The organism is Pedobacter nyackensis (assembly GCF_900176505.1).
Classification (GTDB): Bacteria; Bacteroidota; Bacteroidia; order Sphingobacteriales; family Sphingobacteriaceae; genus Pedobacter; species Pedobacter nyackensis.
In genome coordinates, this window is the sequence record NZ_FWYB01000012.1 from 108,563 (window position 1) to 126,507 (window position 17,945).

Consider the following 17,945-nt stretch of genomic DNA (forward strand, 5'->3'; position numbering starts at 1 on the left):
ATAGACTACCTACAATAATGAATTGCAAAAGATTTTTTTTCAGGACTGCGTTCCTGATATTGATACTTGGTACCATAGGGTTCAAACAAGTACTATCCCAGCCTAAAGCTATTGTTAGGATGGGGTCTTTGAATACAGTTTCTTTTGATCAAGGTTGGTTATTTGCCCGATATGGTTTACAACCAGACGGTACAAGGAAAGAAGAACCATCTGGTTTGGAGGCTTCTGGATTCGAAGATATCAGCTGGAAAAAATTGAACTTACCACATGACTGGGCCATTACCGGCCCTTTTAGAATTGATCTTGAAGGTGCAACTGGTAAACTGCCCTGGAAAGGAATTGGGTGGTATAGAAAGCACTTTACTGTAAATGGATCCGATGCAGGGAAACGGGTTTTTGTAGATTTTGACGGCGCAATGGCTAACGCAAAAGTTTGGCTCAATGGCAAATACATTGGAACCTGGCCTTATGGATATTCCTCTTTCCGAATGGATTTAACACCCTTTCTTCAGTTTGGAAAAGAAAATGTTTTGGCTGTTCGTTTAGACACGGAGAACTGGGATTCACGTTGGTATCCGGGCGCCGGAATTTATCGTCATGTCTGGCTGGTAAAGACTGATCCGATACACGTGAATCATTATGGAACTTACATTACCACTCCTCAGGTTTCTGATCAGAACGCGGTTGTGAACATTGAAACAACAATAAATAATCAATCCTTAAAAAGTGAAAAAGCTATTGTAAAGACAAGCTTGTTTGAGCTAGACGCTTCGGATAAGCCCACACTTAAGGTAGCGGTTACAAAAGATACAATCATTGTAATTAATCCGGGCGAAAAGAAGTTGACCTCATCAAGAGCAGTCATTGATATGCCTAAACGTTGGAGTATTGAAAGTCCTCATCGTTATGTTGCGCAAACAACAATCCATATAAAGGGAAAAGTAGTTGATACTTATTTCACACCTTTTGGTATCAGAACGCTGGAGTTTACAGCCAAAAACGGCTTTTTATTAAATGGTAAGCGTGTTCAGATTCAAGGAACATGTAATCATCATGACTTAGGAGCACTTGGTGCAGCCTTTAATCTTAGTGCTTTAACCCGTCAGCTGAAGTTATTAAAGGAAATGGGCTGTAACTCTTTGCGCACTTCGCATAATCCACCTGCTCCGGAGTTATTGGAACTGGCTGATAAAATGGGATTTCTCGTTTGGGATGAAGCTTTTGACAGCTGGAAAAAAGGAAAACGTAAAAATGATTACAACAAAATTTTTGATGAGTGGCATGAAAAGGATTTAATGGCATTAGTGCATCGCGATCGTAATCATCCTTCTGTTTTTATATGGTCAATCGGGAATGAAGTTATGGAACAACAAAATGTTGAACTTACTAAACATCTGGTGGATATTGTACATCGGGAAGATCCTACCCGTCCCGTTTCTAACGGTTATAACGATCCTGATGGAGGTCGTAATTCAGGTGCTGTTGTGGCATTAGATTTAATGGGGGTAAATTATTTCTTTGATCAACAACCTCGTTGGGATGCTGATCCGAGATATGCCAATAAGCCGACTTTAGGGAGTGAGACATCTTCTTGTGTGAGTTCACGTGGAGAATATTTTTTCGGTGGTACAGAATACAAAAACTGGCAAATTACATCTTACGATGTTGCAAAACCAGGCTGGGGCTGCTCTCCGGATGAGCAATTCAGAACTAATGCCAAATATCCGCATCTGTTAGGTGAATACGTTTGGACCGGTTTTGACTATTTAGGAGAACCTACACCTTACAATTCAGATGAAACGAACCTGCTCAATTTCAGAGCCGATGCAAGTAAAAAAGAGGAATTAGAAAAACAGTTAGCATTAATTCGTAAAAACAATCCACCTTCAAGAAGCAGTTATTTTGGGATTATTGATTTAGCCGGTTTTCCTAAGGATCGCTTCTATAGTTACCAGGCACATTGGCGCCCGGATTTTCCAATGGCACATATTCTTCCTCACTGGAACTGGCCTGAGCGCATTGATTCCATTACACCTGTACATGTTTACACCTCGGGAGATGAAGCAGAACTGTTTTTAAACGGTAAAAGCCTAGGCCGTAAAATTAAAGCGCCAGGGAAGGATTTTCGTTTGGTTTGGGATAAAGTAATGTATAAACCAGGTGTGTTAAAAGTGGTTAGTTATAAAAATGGAAAACTCTGGGCAACGGATGTAGTGAAAACTACGGGTGTAATGAGCAAGCTTACCCTTTCAGCTGATCGAAAGACCATTAAATCGGACAAGGATGATTTGTGCTTTATCACGGTGAAAGTAACGGATGAATCAGGTTTGATAGTGCCGCGGTCGAATCCGTCTATACGTTTTTCGATTGAAGGACCGGGGGAAATCGTTGCAACCGACAATGGTGACGCAACCAGTTTTGTATCTTTTCAAAATCATGAACGACCGGCTTTTAATGGAATGGCATTGGTGATTGTGAAAGCAAGGAAGGGTGCTAAAGGTATCATTACGGTTAAGGCAGAAAGTAAAGGTTTAACCAGGGGAGCTACAAAAATTCAGGTTCAATAATCAGCCAAACTAAAAACTCCTTCTACCAGGTTTAATCAGCATCCGGTTAAATATCCTAGAGGTCATGTCGCTGTTATGACCAATTTAAGCCTTTCCGCCTGCACATCACTTGAAAAAAAATAACTGGAACTATTGCGGTTTATAAAAAAGTGTTTTTATATTAGTAATATGTTTGAACATATGAACAAAATACCATTACTTAATCACGACAGCAAAATACCATTGAATAAACAGGCTGAGGATGTATTGAGGTCTTTGATTCAGCTTCCTGAATTTAGCAATGGATCATTATTTCCAAAAGAGACTGATCTTGCTCAGCGTTGGAGCATTTCCAGGAATACATTGCGACAAGCAATCAATAATCTTGTTAAAGAAGGTTTGCTTGAAAGAAAGAAAAGAGTAGGAACACGGGTTACAAAACAAAAGATCTCTACAAATCTCAACAATTGGATGAGTTTTACGCATGAAATGGAGAGCATGGGGTTGTCCTTTAAGAACCTGTTGCTTAGCGTTGAAAAGATAGCCGTGGATGAGGAGGTAGGCCAAAGTCTTCAAATCCATGCGGAAACAGAAGTGATATGTTTAAAACGGGTTCGCAGTACAGATGAAAATCCAATGGTTTATTTTGAGTCCTATTTTCATCCACGTATAGGTATTTCGGAAAATGAAAACTTTGAAAAGCCTTTGTACGAGTTGTTAGATGAGCAGTACAATGTAATGCCTGTTTATTCGCAGGAAGAAATTAAGGCTGTTGCAGCGGTAGGTAAAATTGCTGAAATCCTCAAAATAAAAGAAGGGGAGCCCTTATTGGAAAGAAAAAGGCTGGTCCTTGATGCCGCAAGAAGACCCATTGAGTATAATGTGTGTTATTACAGAAGTGACTGGTTTACTTATAGCATAGAAATAAAGCATTCAGTTTAAAAAATATTACGAATTACCAATGGAAAATATTCAAACAGTACGAAATACAACACAATCCTTATTGCCGCTTACCAGCTCTTCTCATGCTCATCAATCCTATAATATTGTCCCAACTTTTAGTACGCAATATGCAGTACAAGCGGGTTATGATTCATTGGCTCAAAGTTTATTAGCTGAAAAGGCTGTAATAATCGATGGTTTTGGTGGTGTATTATGGGAATCGTTCCGAATGAATTTACAGCAGCACTTTGACCGGTACGGCAAAAGAGTATCGTGGCATAATATAGATTCCTGCTTAAAAACTCCTGAACAAATAAACGAAATGATTGCCCCTAATTTAAATGGCAACGATCCTGTATTTGGGAAGAAATATGTAGGCAACCTGATTGATTTCTTTGACGAAGAAAAAATAAAGTCATTAACGTGCAGTAACGATGTTGATTTATGCATTGTTTACGGAACGGGAGCGATGTTAAGTAATTGGCAGGGTCCTCTTATTTATGTGGATGTTCCAAAAAATGAAATTAAGTATCGCATGTGGGCTAAGAGTATTACAAACCTCGGGGCGATAGATGTATTTGAGAATACTCAGATGTACAAACGGTTCTATTTTGTTGACTGGCCTGTATTAAACAAACATAAAGAACTACTGCTTTCTAAGCTTGATTATGTAGTTGATGAGCAACGTATAAATGAAATTACCTGGATGCGAGGAGAATATTTCAGGAACACACTGGATGCCATGTTTGAACAACCTTTTAGAGCCAGGCCCTGGTTTGAAGCGGGGGTGTGGGGCGGAAATTGGATGAAGAAAAACATTAAAGAGCTGCCTCAGGATGAGGTAAATTATGCCTGGTCTTTTGAATTAATTGTGCCTGAAAATGGAATCGTGCTGGAAGGTAATAAACATCTGTTGGAGATTTCTTTCGATTTTCTTTTGTTCCGAAATAATCATAAACTGTTGGGAAAAGCGGCTCATAGGTTCGGTAATGAATTCCCAATACGTTTCGATTTTCTGGATACCTATGATGGAGGCAATCTTTCTATTCAGTGTCATCCAAGAACCAAATATATCCAGGAGCATTTCGGAGAAACATTTACCCAGGATGAGACTTACTACATCTTAGATTGCGAGCCAGACGCCGATGTTTATTTAGGCTTTCAGGATGATATTAATCCGGATGAGTTCAAACAAGCATTGCTTGATGCGCAGAACAATGGCGTAGAAATGCCAGTAGAAAAGTATGTGCAAAAGTACAAGGCGCATAAACACGATTTATTCCTTATTCCGAACGGAACCGTTCATGCTTCGGGCAAAAATAATATGGTGCTGGAAATTAGCAGTACGCCATACATTTTTACGTTTAAAATGTACGATTGGCTTCGTCTGGATCTTAATGGCAGCCCGCGTCCCATCAATATAGAACATGCTTTTAATAATCTATATTTTGACCGAAAAGGTGATTATGTTGCGCAAGAGTTGATTTCGCACCCTATAGTAATAAAAGAATGGCCAGAGGGCAAATTGATGAAGCTGCCTACTCATGCAGAACATTTTTACACTGTTGACCGATATGAGTTTACGGGAGAAACGGTTATTGCTACACAAGGACAATGTCATATATGCATGTTGGTTGAAGGAGCATCAGTTGAGATAACGGTTGGAAACAACAATACTGTATTTCAATATGCCGAAACATTTGTGATTCCTGCTGCGATAGAACAGTATACCGTTCGCAATCAAGGAACACAAAAAGCCTTTTTAGTTGTCGCTTATGTAAAGGATAATCATTGCTAAAACCCGAATTCCAATTGACCTATTAAAAAACGAACCACGTTTAAGAACTAAAACTATTATGGAAACAAAAGGAACAAATTACTTTATTTTTCTCATCACGCTTATTGCAGCATTGGGAGGATTTTTATTTGGTTTTGATATGGCTGTAGTGAGCGGTATTATTGAGCCGTTAAAATTGCAATATGGATTATCCTCCGCACAGGAAGGATGGTTTGTATCTTGTGCTTTATTGGGTTGTATTGTTGGTGTGGCTTTTTCTGGGTATCTCAGCGATAAAATTGGCCGAAGAAAAGTCTTGTTTATTGCTGCTGTATTGTTTTTAATCAGTGCCATTGGTTTTTCGGTTTCAGCGGAATATGCAATGTTAATTTTCTTCCGTGTACTTGCTGGTGTAGCTGTAGGTGTAGCCTCTAATGTTTCACCGCTTTATATTTCAGAGGTAGCACCTTCTAAAAAAAGAGGTCAGTTGGTCGTTTTTTATCAACTTGCTATTACTGTTGGGATCCTGGCAGCTTATATTAGTAATTTATTTTTACAACGTTACGCTACCTATGCAGGGGCTGGCGATGGTATATTACATTGGTTATTAGTCGAAAATGTTTGGCGAGGTATGTTTCTTGTTGGGGTTATTCCGGCTGGGGCATTTTGTCTGCTGTTGCTTATTGTACCCGAAAGTCCACGTTGGTTGGTACAATATGGAAGAAATGAAGAAGCTTTAACTATTTTAACTAAAATAAACGGAGTAGAAACAGGGCGCCTGGAACTGGATTCTATAAAAGAAATGGCCAGTCAAAAATCAGGTGGCATTAGCGAGCTCATGCGTTTACCGCTAAGTAAACTCTTAACATTGGCCATGGTGCTTACTGCATTGTCACAATTTAGTGGTATTAATGGGGTGATTTTTTACGGACCTACTATTTTAAAATCGGCAGGTATTGTAACCAGCGATGCTTTATTTTATCAGGTAATAATAGGATCTGCCAATGTAATTTTCACATTCATCGCCATTTCAAAAGTAGACACCTGGGGGCGCAGACCGTTGTATATTTATGGTTCAATATGCGCTGCTTTTGCTTTGGCACTAACAGGAGCTTGTTTCCTGATGGGTATAACAGGATGGTTTATGCTAGCAAGCATCATTTTGTTCCTTTTGTTCTTCGCTTTTTCTTTGGGCCCATTAAAATTTGTGATTTCAACAGAAATATTTCCTACGCACATTAGGGGGACGGCTTTGTCTATATGCATTATGACGATGTGGGTTTCCGATTGGGTTGTGAACCTGTTATTTCCCATGATGAGAGATGGTTTGGGCATTGCAACTACGTTTTTTATATTCTCATTTTTCTGTATCCTCTCTTTTGTATATGCAAAAAAGAAATTGTTCGAAACTAAAGGGAAAAGTCTGGAAGAAATTGAAAAAGCCTGGAATTCAGATATAATTAAGGAAGAGAAATTGTCTGTATCAAAAGTTTAAATTCCTAAGACGTTAAGAAACTATAGCTTATGAAATTGGAATTTTATTATCCGCGATGGGGTTCAGAGAATATGGATTGGAATCTCTTTTGTCAAAAAGTAAAGCTAGTTGGATATGATGGGATTGAAGCACCTGTACCGGAAGGTCCTGAGGAGCAAAAGGTAATGCTGAATGCATTGAAAAATAACGATTTGCAGTTGATTGGCCAATACTATCAATCTTTCGAAAAAGATTTTGAAGAACATAAATCCAATTACGTAAGGCAGTTATATATACTTGCTTCAGTGCAACCGGTAAAAATTAATGCACAAACGGGTAAAGATTATTTCAGTTTTGAACAGAATGCGGAATTGTTTGTTATTGCCAATACCATCTCGAAGGAAACAGGTATTACCATTTGTCATGAAACGCATCGCAATAAGGCTTTATTTGCGGCGCATATCACACATGGTTTTTTAAAAAAGTTACCCGATTTAAGGATAACAGCCGACTTTTCCCATTGGTGTAATGTAGCTGAAAGTTTACTCGAAGATCAGGAAGAGGCGCTTGCGCTCGCTTGTAAAAATGTGGAACATGTCCATTCAAGGGTAGGGCATGCACAAAGCGCGCAAGTGATAGACCCACGCTTACAGGAATTTAAAAATGAAGTGGAAGCGCATTTGAATTGGTGGGATGCAATTTTAAAAGAGCATCAGGATAATAAAAAAGAAGTATTAACGATCACAACCGAGTTTGGTCCGGCTCCTTATATGGTTCACTTGCCTTTTACCGATATGCCGATAGCCAGTCAATGGGACATCAACGTACACATGATGCATTTGCTGAAAGGGAGATATTGTAAATAAATATTTTGTGATAAAACAAATAACTATGGAAAATTTAAGCTTCCCTAAAGATTTAGCCGATTATAGTCATCCAATAGGAAATATGTTTGTGCAACCAAAATCTGCAAAAGAATGGGAACCTTACATGTTGTCTGAGGAACAGATTACTTCTTTTAAAAAAAATGGATTTGTAAAAGGGATTAAAATTCTGACAGAAGAACAAGTAAACCTGCTTAATGCGGAACTTGTAAAACTGCAATCCTTGAATAAAGAGGAAAAAAAACTATTTTACCATTACGAAAGCAACGAATCTGAAGATCCAAGCAAAGTACTCTTCCATGCCATCGGAGCCTGGCGTTTAACTCCTGGTTTTCATGATCTATTGTGGGCACCGGCATTTCGTATGGCCGCCTATCAACTATTGGGGCAATCGTTTCGGATTTTTCATGACCAATTGTTTTGTAAACCGGCTAAACATGGCGGGGTAGTAGCATGGCATCAGGATTTCTCCTATTGGACATTTACTAAACCTATGCACCATCTTACTTGCTGGATTGGTTTAGATGATGCCAATGAAGAGAATGGTTGTCTTTATTTTGTCCCGGGAAGTCATAAATGGGGATTGCTTCCCATTACGGGATTAACAGGCGATATGGATGCAGTAAGAGCAATATTAAATAAAGAACAATTAGCCGTATTTGAAAAAAGAGTGCCTAATGAATTGCCGAAAGGATTTGCCAGTTTTCATCACCCGCTTACGATGCATGGTTCTTACGCCAATATTTCTGATCGTCCCAGAAGAGCCACTGTTATTAACGTAATGAGTGATCATACATTGGGAAACACGACGGGGTATGACAGGCAGGAAGCTTTAAAAACCTTTCCTGATATGCCTCAGGATCAATTGCTTGATAGCAATTTTTTTCCGCTGCTATTTGATGGTGATAAAGAATTGGAAGCAATGGGAAAGGTTATTCCTAAAGTTGATCCTAAAGAGTTGTACGATATCGATATAAAATAAATATAAATTAAACATACATTAATTTAATAAAAATGAAAAGTTATTATGCATCGTTGCTGGGTATATTATTTGTTTTTACAAGTACAGCACAAGTAAAAAAGGAAGATGATAAAATCCAGACGGTAAAAGCGCAGAATGAGATTTACTTCCCTTTTGTAAAATCCAAAGCGCTGGAAGTAATGAAAACGGGCTTTAATGCTGGAGATGGCTATAGTGAGGTTTGGATTCGGGATTATAATACGTTTATTGAACTGGCGGCACAAGTGTATCCTAAAGAGGTTTTAAAAGAAAACCTATTGGTGTTTTGCAGAATGCAAGAGAATGACGGGAATATTATAGATGGATTTACACCTATAAAAAAAGTGGGCGAAGTTGCCTATGATTTCTCCTATTCAAAGTTAGAGCCAAGATATGCTGGCCATAAAAATACGGTAGAAACCGATCAGGAAACTTCCTTTGTTCAGGCGGTTTATAAGTACATTCAATTTACAGGAGATAAGACCATTTTGAGTGAAAAAGTAGGGGGTAAGACTGTCGGAGAACGATTAGAATGGGCTATGGATTTCCTGATGAAAAACCGATATAATACGAAATACGGATTAATTATTGGAGCCACAACAGCTGATTGGGGTGATGTACAGCCAGAACATGGCTGGGGAGTTGATTTGGATAAAAACACACATATGGCAATTGATATTTATGATAATGCCATGTTTATTATCGCATTGAACAATTTAATAGAAATGGTTCCCGCAACCCTCCAAAAATGGAGTCCGATAAAGAAAGAAATAGCCCAAAACTGCAGAAAATATTTATGGGATAAAAAAGGGCAAAAGTTTATTCCACATATTTATCTCAAAGATTCTCCTTTTCCGGCCAATTTTGATGAAAATGCCATCTACTATTTTGGTGGAACCGCTATCGCTATTGAAGCTGGATTGTTGAGCAAGAAAGAAGTCAAAGTATCCTTAGATGAAATGGTGAAAAGGGTAAAACAAGCAGGAGCAGCATCAATAGGATTGACACTATATCCTCCTTATCCAAACGGATATTTCGAAAATAAAATCATGAATCCAATATACAGTTATCAAAACGGGGGAGACTGGACCTGGTTTGGAGGACGTATGATTCAACAGTTAATTAAATACGGGTTCATTAAAGAAGCTTACGAGCAGATGCTTCCTATGGTTAAGCGTGTGAAAGACAATAATGGTTTTTACGAATGGTATTCGGTAGATAACAAACCAAAGGGCTCGGGTACTTTTAGAGGAGAAGCCGGTGTGTTGTATACAGCCATTACGATGTTTGAAAAAATGAAGCGTAAATAGATTAGACTAATTTTAATCCAATAACTTAAAATATAAAAAATGAAACGTTTTCTCTTTGGTGTACTCCTGTTTTTGCTTATAAGTACTAGTATCCAGGCTCAAACAAACCATAATAAAGTAAAGGAAGTAATTGTTGTATTTAAAACCCATTTTGATATTGGTTACACCGATTGGTCGGATAACGTTCGATACAATTACGCCAATTCGATGATTATAAGTGCTTTGAATACAGTCGATAAATCAAATAATTTGCCGAAAGACCAACAATTCAAATGGACAATTTCGGGCTGGCCAATGAAAGAAATTCTTTCGAAAGCGAAACCTGATGTTAAGCTAAGAGTTGAACGAGCGATTAAAAGCGGAAGCTTTTTCGTTCATGCTTTGCCTTTTTCCATGGAAACGGAGTCCAGTGATTTAGAACCATTGGTACAGTCGTTGGGATATGCTTCAAAAATAAGCAGAGAGGCGGGTTTACCACTTCCTATAGATGCAAAAGCATCAGATGTGCCGAGTCATTCCTGGATTTTGCCTACTTTATTGAATAATGCTGGAGCTAAATTCCTGCACATAGGGTGTAATCCTGCATCGAGGTCCCCCGAAGTTCCATTGTTGTTTTGGTGGGAAGGTCCGGACAAATCAAAATTGATGACTTTTTATTACGGAGAATATTACGGGACAAGTCCGGCACCCCCAAAAGATTGGGCTCACAGTACTTGGTTGGCAATTATCCAGAGTAACGATAACCATGGCGCACCTACTTACGAAGAATATAGAGCAGCAGTAAAAAACGTTGAAAAACTGAATCCAGGTGCAAAAGTTCGTGTGGGAAGTATGGCCGATTTTTACAATACCATTATCAAAGAAAATCCCAAGCTAATCACTGTAAAAGGGGATATGCCAGATACATGGATCCACGGTTATATGTCGATGCCACGCGAAATGAAATCGAGCAGAGCCCTGAGTAAATCTACTTTGAATTTGGAAGCTTTCAGTACACTTTCTACGATTTGGGGAAGAAAACCAGAAGAACCAATCCATACTTTGATTGATCAATCGATAGCGTATATTAATCTATTTGATGAGCATACCTGGGGCTTGGCAATGAGCCACGGTCGTTCGGGTTATTGGGCTTATGGCAAAGAATTTGAAAAATTGCGTGCCAAAGGGTATTATGATGATATTGAATATTCATGGAAAGAAAAAGGGAATTACATTAATGGTTCAGAAAAATTAATCCTTCCAACTTTAAACAGAGAACTGAAACGGTTAGCTACTTCTGTAAATGTAGCAGGAAATCGTATTGTGGTTTATAATCCACTGCCATGGGAACGGAATGATATGGTAACTATTCAGACCGGTGATGGTTTCAAAAAATCATTGAAAAATGTGGCTACCGGAGAGGTTGTTAAGCTTGTGAAAAATAAAAATATTCTTCAATTCCAAGCCAATCGTATTCCGGCAATGGGATATACTACTTTTGTTTCAACTGATGAGGAAGGGGGTTCGACAAAATCGAATCTTTCTTTCGATGTTGAAAAAGCAATGATGGAGAATGAATTCTTTAAAATCACTTTTGACAAACAAAGCGGAACTATCAAATCGTTGATTGACAAAAAATCGAACAAAGAAATGGTGAATACGAATGCTGATTTCAAATTTGGACAATACGTAAACGAGCGCTTCGCTAAAACACAAACAGACAAATACGCTAAAGATTACATTAAGGCGGGGTGGAATTGGGCATATGCGGAATTGGGTCGAATCAATCTTGACGATACGCCTTACAAGAAATCATCGGGTAAAAATGCAGAAATCGAATTTTCGAAAGATGCTTTGTCAGTTACAGCTATTATGACTTTCAAAGGAGATGCCGATTTGGTCCACAATTATTCAATGGTTTTTACTTTGTATGAAAACAAGCCAACAGTGGAGGTGATTTGGAGCATCAATGGAAAACCTGCTGATCCTTGGCCAGAAGGCGGATGGATTAGTTTTCCTTTCAATATTGAAAATGCACAGTTTAAAGTGGGACGTTTAGGAGCTGTACTTGATCCAGCGAAAGATTTTGTAAAAGGTTCTAATTTAGATTATGGGTTTATTACAACGGGAGTTGGGGTGTTGGATAAGAAAAATCAGGGATTTGGAATTACGTCTCCAGATGTACCTGGTGTTAGTTTGGATCGCCCGGGATTATGGAAGTATTCAACTGATTTTGTGCCGCAAAGAGGGAATGTATTTTTCAATTTATACAACAACCAGTGGAGTACCAATTTTACGGAATGGGTAGAAGGGTCATGGACTGCAAAATTTTATATCTGGAGCATTGATCATTATACCGATGGAAGTTCAATTGTGATGCCTTCTGAAGAAATTAGAAATCCATTGATGGTTGCCTTTACTGGTGGAGAAGCAGGAAAACAAGCCGCTAGTTTAAAAGGAGTTTCAGTATCTGAAAAAGGAGTTTTAGTGACTTTCTTTGGAAAAAACAGAGATGGGGAAGGGGATGTAATCCGTTTGTGGGAACAAAACGGAAAAACAAGCGCCTGCAGGATTACGCTGCCTGTTGATAATACATATAAATCGGTACAACCTTGTAATTTGAGAGGAGAAAAAACAGGAAAAGAAATTTCTATTAAAAATAATGCGTTCGAGGTTAAGCTGAATGCCAATCAGCCGGCTTCATTCATTTTAATTTAAATAAAATTCTAATGCCGTCAGAATTTTCTGGCTAACTTACTGCTTTGTAAATATGCATGGGTATTGCAAGTTCAAAATTAAAAACCATATTCATTTAGTTTTGTTATAACCTTTCAAAACTTGATATAATGGAAAATCAAATTCTCGAATCGGGCGGGTAAGAATCTGCATGAAGATTGGAAGGCAGATTACAGCGCGAAGGGCTGGTAGTACATGTAATTGTTAGTAAATGCGTTGATTTAACCAAAATGTTGGGTAAACTGGTACAGCGGGAAGCAGATGATTTGCCCGTATTGACATTTCATGGTGGAAGGAATTTCAAATAAAGTAATTTTTTAAGGGTTGTTCAGTTAGAAAAACCCTTAGGTATTAAGTCTAGTTTAAGTCGATTGAACGATCCTTTAAAGCTTTAGGTAGTATCATATCATTTTGCAATGATTTTTTTCCCCAATCTTTATCCTCTCTAAAGTCTTCATCCGCATGAAAATAATGCGCGATTTTAGCCAAACGAGAGTTTTTATGAATTTTCTTGCCTTCTATTATTTTGGTTTTCATGTTTTGAAAATTAGCACTGTTATAATGTAACAGGTTCATTATTAAAATGTTTGTCATAAGGAACCAATTTAAAAAGTCAGTCCTGCATATCGTTTGAAATCCGCGTCCTCTGCATAATTTTTGAGACGCTGGATATCCTGTATTGATCCAATCATCCGGGATGGCCGAGCTTATTAAATAATATAAACGATCGGTCAAGCACCGTTCTTTACATACCTGTTCCACAACAGAAGCTATATTCTACCTGCAACCGTGACTTCTTTTTTGCCTGACTTTAAGCGTTGGAAAAAAGGTAACTATATCAACAATGTGAAATTCTATAATGTTCCTTTGGGATGGCTGGATAAATACTATCTTGGGCCGATTCCAGTGCAGGAAATGGTATTAAACCCTCAATTGAAACAAACACAGGGCTGGTAACCTATAATATTACTATTTTAGGATGGTGGTCTTGGGATCACCATCTCATTTAATCGTTGACCATATGGCATTTATAACAAACTTTATTCGCATCGGGAAACTGATAATTTGCACGCTAACCCTGCTCCAATTCAGTTACGCTGTCTTTGCCCAGAAAGGAGTAAATAGAAAACCCAATATCATTTACATCTATGCCGATGATCTGGGGTATGGAGAAATTGGACCTTATGGTCAGAAGTTGATTAGAACACCCAATTTAGATCGAATGGCCAAAGAAGGAATTAAATTTACCCAACATTATACCTCTACACCGGTTTGTGCTCCTGCACGGTGCATGCTGCTAACCGGTAAGAATGGAGGGCATGCTTATATTCGGGGTAATTACGAAATGGGAGGTTTTGCCGACGATAAGGAAGGTGGGCAAATGCCTTTACCTGAAGGTAGCTTTACGATTCCGAAAATGCTCAAGACAGTGGGGTACAGAACCGGGATAACCGGAAAATGGGGATTGGGGATGAACTTTACTACCGGTGATCCAAACAAACAGGGCTTTGATTATGCTTATGGTTTTCTAGACCAGAAGCAAGCCCATAATTATTATCCAACGCATCTTTGGGAGAATGGGAAAAAAGATACGTTAAATAACAAATTCGTTGTTTTACATGAAAATATTGATCCTGCTAAGGCAACAGATCAGATTTTTGAAAAGTTTATTGGTCAGGATTACGCCGCTGAAAAGCTCACTGAAAAAGCGTTAAAGTTTATCAATGATCATCAAAATAAGCCGTTTTTCTTATACATGCCTTATACCATTCCTCATGTAGGACTTCAGGCCCCCGATTTGAATGTTAAGGAATACATTGGGAAGTTTCCCGGAGAAGAACCTTATTACGGACAAAATGGATACAATCCTTCCAAATATCCATTGTCTACCTATGCTGCAATGATTACTTATCTGGATGCGCAGGTTGGGATCATTATGAAAAGGATTAAAGATTTAGGTCTGGATAACAATACCATCATTATGTTTTCCAGTGATAATGGAGCAACTTTCAATGGAGGAGTGCGGGCAAAATATTTTAATAGTACGGCAGGGTTGAGGGGATTGAAAATGGATTTGTATGAAGGAGGAATTCGTGAGCCTTTTATAGCCCGATGGCCAGGTAAGATTAAACCAAATACGGTAACTGATCTCATCTCCGCACAGTTTGATATGATGGCTACTTTCGCAGAAATCTCGGGTGCAAGACTGAATCAAACGGATGGAATTTCTTTATTACCAACGCTTTTGGGTAATCACAAAGATCAAAAGAAAAGGGAATATATTTATTTTGAATATCCGGAAAAAGGAGGGCAGGTGGCCATTAGAATGGGCGACTGGAAAGGACTACGTTTAAACGTTCGTAAGAATATCGAAAGTCCATGGCTGTTATATAACCTGAAAAATGATCCCGGAGAAACAATTGATCTGGCTTTAAAGCATCCTGAACTTATTGAGAGACTTAAAAGAATACAAGTAAAAGAACATCAGAATGCTCATATCAACGACTGGGAATTTCTGAACAATAAAATGAACCTTAAAGTAAGTAACTAATGGAACGTATTTAATATGGAGAGTAAATCATTCGATAGAAGAAATTTTATTAAAAAAGCCGGCCTGTTTACAGTTAGTCTAGCCGCGTTACAGTTCCCGGTATGGGGTAAAAGTATATTTGCACAGGATTACCCACTTCATAATATACCAGAAAATAAACGCATAGATCCTCAATGGATCAAAACGCTTTACAATCGAGGTCAGGAGACAGCATACCTTAAGAGTAAAAGTGAATTTAAATATATTGGTATGCCTGTTGGTGGCCTTCACGCCGGAACAGTGTATGTTGGGGGAGATGGACGACTGTGGTTATGGCAAATCTATAATGAAACTTTTGAAGGGGCAAATGAAGGTATTGAACCAAAAACGGTAAACTGGAACGATGGAACATCGGTAAGAAAGATCCGTGCCAGAGACGGCTCTGCTTACATTGAACCTGCCATTGCCAACAATAAACGAGTCTTGGAGCAGGGTTTTGCTGTAAAATCTGTAGTGAATGGTAAAATTTTTATTAAAGAATTAAGTGAAGAGCATTGGGATGAGATTGTTTTTAAACCTGCTTATCCAATAGCCACCATTAAATATAGTAGCAAAGATTTTCCTGTTGCAGTGCAGCTAAAGGTTTATTCTCCTTTTATTCCCCTTGATGCACAGAATTCGGCTCTACCAACTACCATTTTACGGGTAGAAATAAAGAACACCACCACCAGTAATAATATTAATGTATCGGTGTTAGGCTGGATGGAAAATGGCGCTAATAAGTTAACAGGAAAGGTAAATACAGGAAAAAGAAAGAACGAAGTTTTAACAACCGAAAACTCAAGTAGTGTTTTCTCCTCATTTGAAGCAGCTAATGACGAGGTGAAGAATGCGCAGGATAGCGGAACCATGTGTTTTAGTCTACACAAGGCAAAGGGTAGGGCATATGCTGCTATTGAGCCATGGCCGGTTATGAGCAAGCATTTCAATGCTGCGGTTACCGATTCAGCATCTGCAGATGCACCAGGAAAATTAGTGGGAGGGATTGAAATGGCAGCGTCGCTTAGCCCCGGGAAATCACTTAAGGCTGATTATTCAATCAGCTGGCATTTCAACAATGCAAATGTTAACCTGAAGAAAATAGTTAAAGATGCACAAGAGGGCTTTCATTATGCCACCAGATTTAAAGATGCCCGAGCAGTAAGTGCTTATCTGCAGTCAAATTTTGAAAAACTAACCAAAACAACGGAGTTGTGGAGTACGACATGGAATGACGCTACGCTTCCATACTGGTTCCTGGAACGCACTTTTATTAATATTGATACACTGGCAACAGCTAATACTTATCGATTCGCTGACGGCAGATTTTGGAGCTGGGAAGGAGTTGGAGCCTGTGCCGGGACTTGTACCCACGTTTGGCAATACGCGCAAGCCGTAGCCAGAATATTTCCTGAACTGGAGCGCGATTTAAGGCAACGTGTAGATTTAGGTATTGGGTTTAAGGAAGACAGTGGTGCCATTATATTCCGTGCAGAAAATGAAAGCAGACCGGCAATTGACGGACAGGCAGGTACTGTTCTTAGATTTTACCGTGAGCATCAAATGAGTGGCGACAATACTTTTTTGCAAACCAATTGGCCAAAAATTAAAAAGGCAACTCAGTTCATGCTAGATCAGGATAAGAATGGGGATGGTATGACCGATACGCCAATGGAGAATACATTGGATGCGGTATGGGAAGGTGAGATTGCCTGGATTGTTGGACTTTGCATTGCAGGTGCAAGGGCTGGTCAGGCTATGGCAGAGGAAATGAATGACACTGCATTTGCTCGGATCTGCGAAACTTACGTAGCCAATGGCCGTAAGAACATGGAAAAAGAACTGTTTAATGGCGAATATTTTATCCACCGACCAGATGAGACTCAGGGTCGTAAAAAACTAGGATCATACAACACCTGTCATATTGATCAGGTATATGGCCAAAGTTGGGCGTTTCAGGTAGGACTGCCAAGGGTATTGAGTAAAGATAAAGCCATTGCCGCACTAAAAGCCTTATGGAAATATAATTTTACTACCGATGTGGGGCCATATATAAAGACGCATGTCGGGGGGCGGCCATATGCATTGCCCGGAGAAGGGGGCATGGTAATGAACACCAATCCACATAACGAACCTAAACCATTTGGAGAGGATGTAACCTGGCAATTGGGGTACTTTCATGAGTGCATGAGTGGATTTGAGCATCAGGTAGCAGCGCATTTGATGGCTGAAGGTATGGTAGAAGAAAGTTTGATTCTTACCCGATTTATTCACGATAGATATCATGCGGCTAAAAGAAATCCATTTAACGAGATTGAATGTAGTGACCATTATGCCAGGGCTATGGCAAGCTATGGTACTTTCATTAATGCCTGTGGATTTGAGTATCATGGTCCTAAAGGCTATATTAAATTCGCGCCAGCCTGGAATGCTGAAAACTTTAAAACTCCGTTTACTTCGGCTAATGGCTGGGGTAGTTATACGCAGAAAAAAGCAGGGGTTAAGCAGTTGCATACTATAAACCTGAAATATGGGGAATTGCAATTACAGGAGCTAGCCTTTAATAAAATAGGTTCTGGTAGTATAAAATCGGTTTCAGTAATGTTGGGAGGCCAAAATATCCCTGTTCAATTGAAACAGTACGGTGCTGAATTGCGGATTAGAAGTAATAAGAAGATCAGTGTTAAAACGAATGAAAGTTTAAATATTACTTTTTCATAGGTAAAAT

Annotated in this window: 12 protein-coding genes; 11 read left to right on the forward strand and 1 reads right to left on the reverse strand. The window is 38.9% G+C overall.

Translation table 11 applies throughout. From position 1 onward, the window contains the following. Window positions 1-119 precede the first annotated feature (119 nt). The 8 genes from galB to B9A18_RS18880 all read left to right on the forward strand — a co-directional run bounded on the left by galB (window position 120) and on the right by B9A18_RS18880 (window position 12,630). Complete coding sequence (galB, locus tag B9A18_RS18845) at window positions 120-2,567, forward strand: beta-galactosidase GalB (protein ID WP_200816396.1); 2,448 nt, start codon at window positions 120-122, stop codon at window positions 2,565-2,567. 180 nt (window positions 2,568-2,747) lie between these two features. Next, entirely contained in the window at window positions 2,748-3,488 is a 741-nt protein-coding gene (locus B9A18_RS18850) for a GntR family transcriptional regulator (protein WP_084291149.1), read from the forward strand. Window positions 3,489-3,507: 19 nt separating this feature from the next. After that, window positions 3,508-5,286, forward strand: a complete 1,779-nt coding sequence (locus B9A18_RS18855; RefSeq protein WP_084291096.1) for a class I mannose-6-phosphate isomerase — start codon at window positions 3,508-3,510, stop codon at window positions 5,284-5,286. 58 nt (window positions 5,287-5,344) lie between these two features. Next, window positions 5,345-6,760: a sugar porter family MFS transporter gene (locus B9A18_RS18860; protein WP_084291097.1), complete on the forward strand. Its 1,416-nt coding sequence runs from the start codon at window positions 5,345-5,347 to the stop codon at window positions 6,758-6,760. Window positions 6,761-6,789: 29 nt separating this feature from the next. Further along, window positions 6,790-7,605, forward strand: coding sequence for a xylose isomerase (locus B9A18_RS18865; protein ID WP_084291098.1), 816 nt, complete (start codon window positions 6,790-6,792; stop codon window positions 7,603-7,605). 25 nt (window positions 7,606-7,630) lie between these two features. Then, window positions 7,631-8,605 (forward strand): phytanoyl-CoA dioxygenase family protein, encoded by a 975-nt coding sequence (locus B9A18_RS18870; protein WP_084291099.1) that lies wholly within the window; start codon window positions 7,631-7,633, stop codon window positions 8,603-8,605. Between the two features lie 32 nt (window positions 8,606-8,637). Then, window positions 8,638-9,933, forward strand: a complete 1,296-nt coding sequence (locus B9A18_RS18875; RefSeq protein ID WP_084291100.1) for a glucosidase family protein — start codon at window positions 8,638-8,640, stop codon at window positions 9,931-9,933. Window positions 9,934-9,972: 39 nt separating this feature from the next. Then, a complete protein-coding gene (locus B9A18_RS18880; protein ID WP_084291101.1) occupies window positions 9,973-12,630 on the forward strand; it encodes a glycoside hydrolase family 38 C-terminal domain-containing protein in 2,658 nt (885 codons plus the stop codon). Between the two features lie 375 nt (window positions 12,631-13,005). Here the strand turns inward: B9A18_RS18880 and B9A18_RS18885 are convergent, their stop codons facing one another. Continuing rightward, window positions 13,006-13,185 (reverse strand): hypothetical protein, encoded by a 180-nt coding sequence (locus B9A18_RS18885; protein WP_144009544.1) that lies wholly within the window; start codon window positions 13,183-13,185, stop codon window positions 13,006-13,008. 252 nt (window positions 13,186-13,437) lie between these two features. Here B9A18_RS18885 and B9A18_RS25425 point away from each other — a divergent pair, with 252 nt between their 5' ends. The 3 genes from B9A18_RS25425 to B9A18_RS18895 all read left to right on the forward strand — a co-directional run bounded on the left by B9A18_RS25425 (window position 13,438) and on the right by B9A18_RS18895 (window position 17,938). Beyond that, window positions 13,438-13,605: a hypothetical protein gene (locus tag B9A18_RS25425; protein WP_235005380.1), complete on the forward strand. Its 168-nt coding sequence runs from the start codon at window positions 13,438-13,440 to the stop codon at window positions 13,603-13,605. A 64-nt stretch (window positions 13,606-13,669) separates the two neighbouring features. Further along, window positions 13,670-15,199 carry an arylsulfatase gene (locus tag B9A18_RS18890; protein WP_084291103.1) on the forward strand — a complete coding sequence of 510 codons (1,530 nt, stop codon included), beginning with the start codon at window positions 13,670-13,672 and terminating at the stop codon, window positions 15,197-15,199. Between the two features lie 15 nt (window positions 15,200-15,214). Then, window positions 15,215-17,938, forward strand: a complete 2,724-nt coding sequence (locus B9A18_RS18895) for a GH116 family glycosyl hydrolase (protein ID WP_084291104.1) — start codon at window positions 15,215-15,217, stop codon at window positions 17,936-17,938. Window positions 17,939-17,945 lie beyond the last annotated feature (7 nt).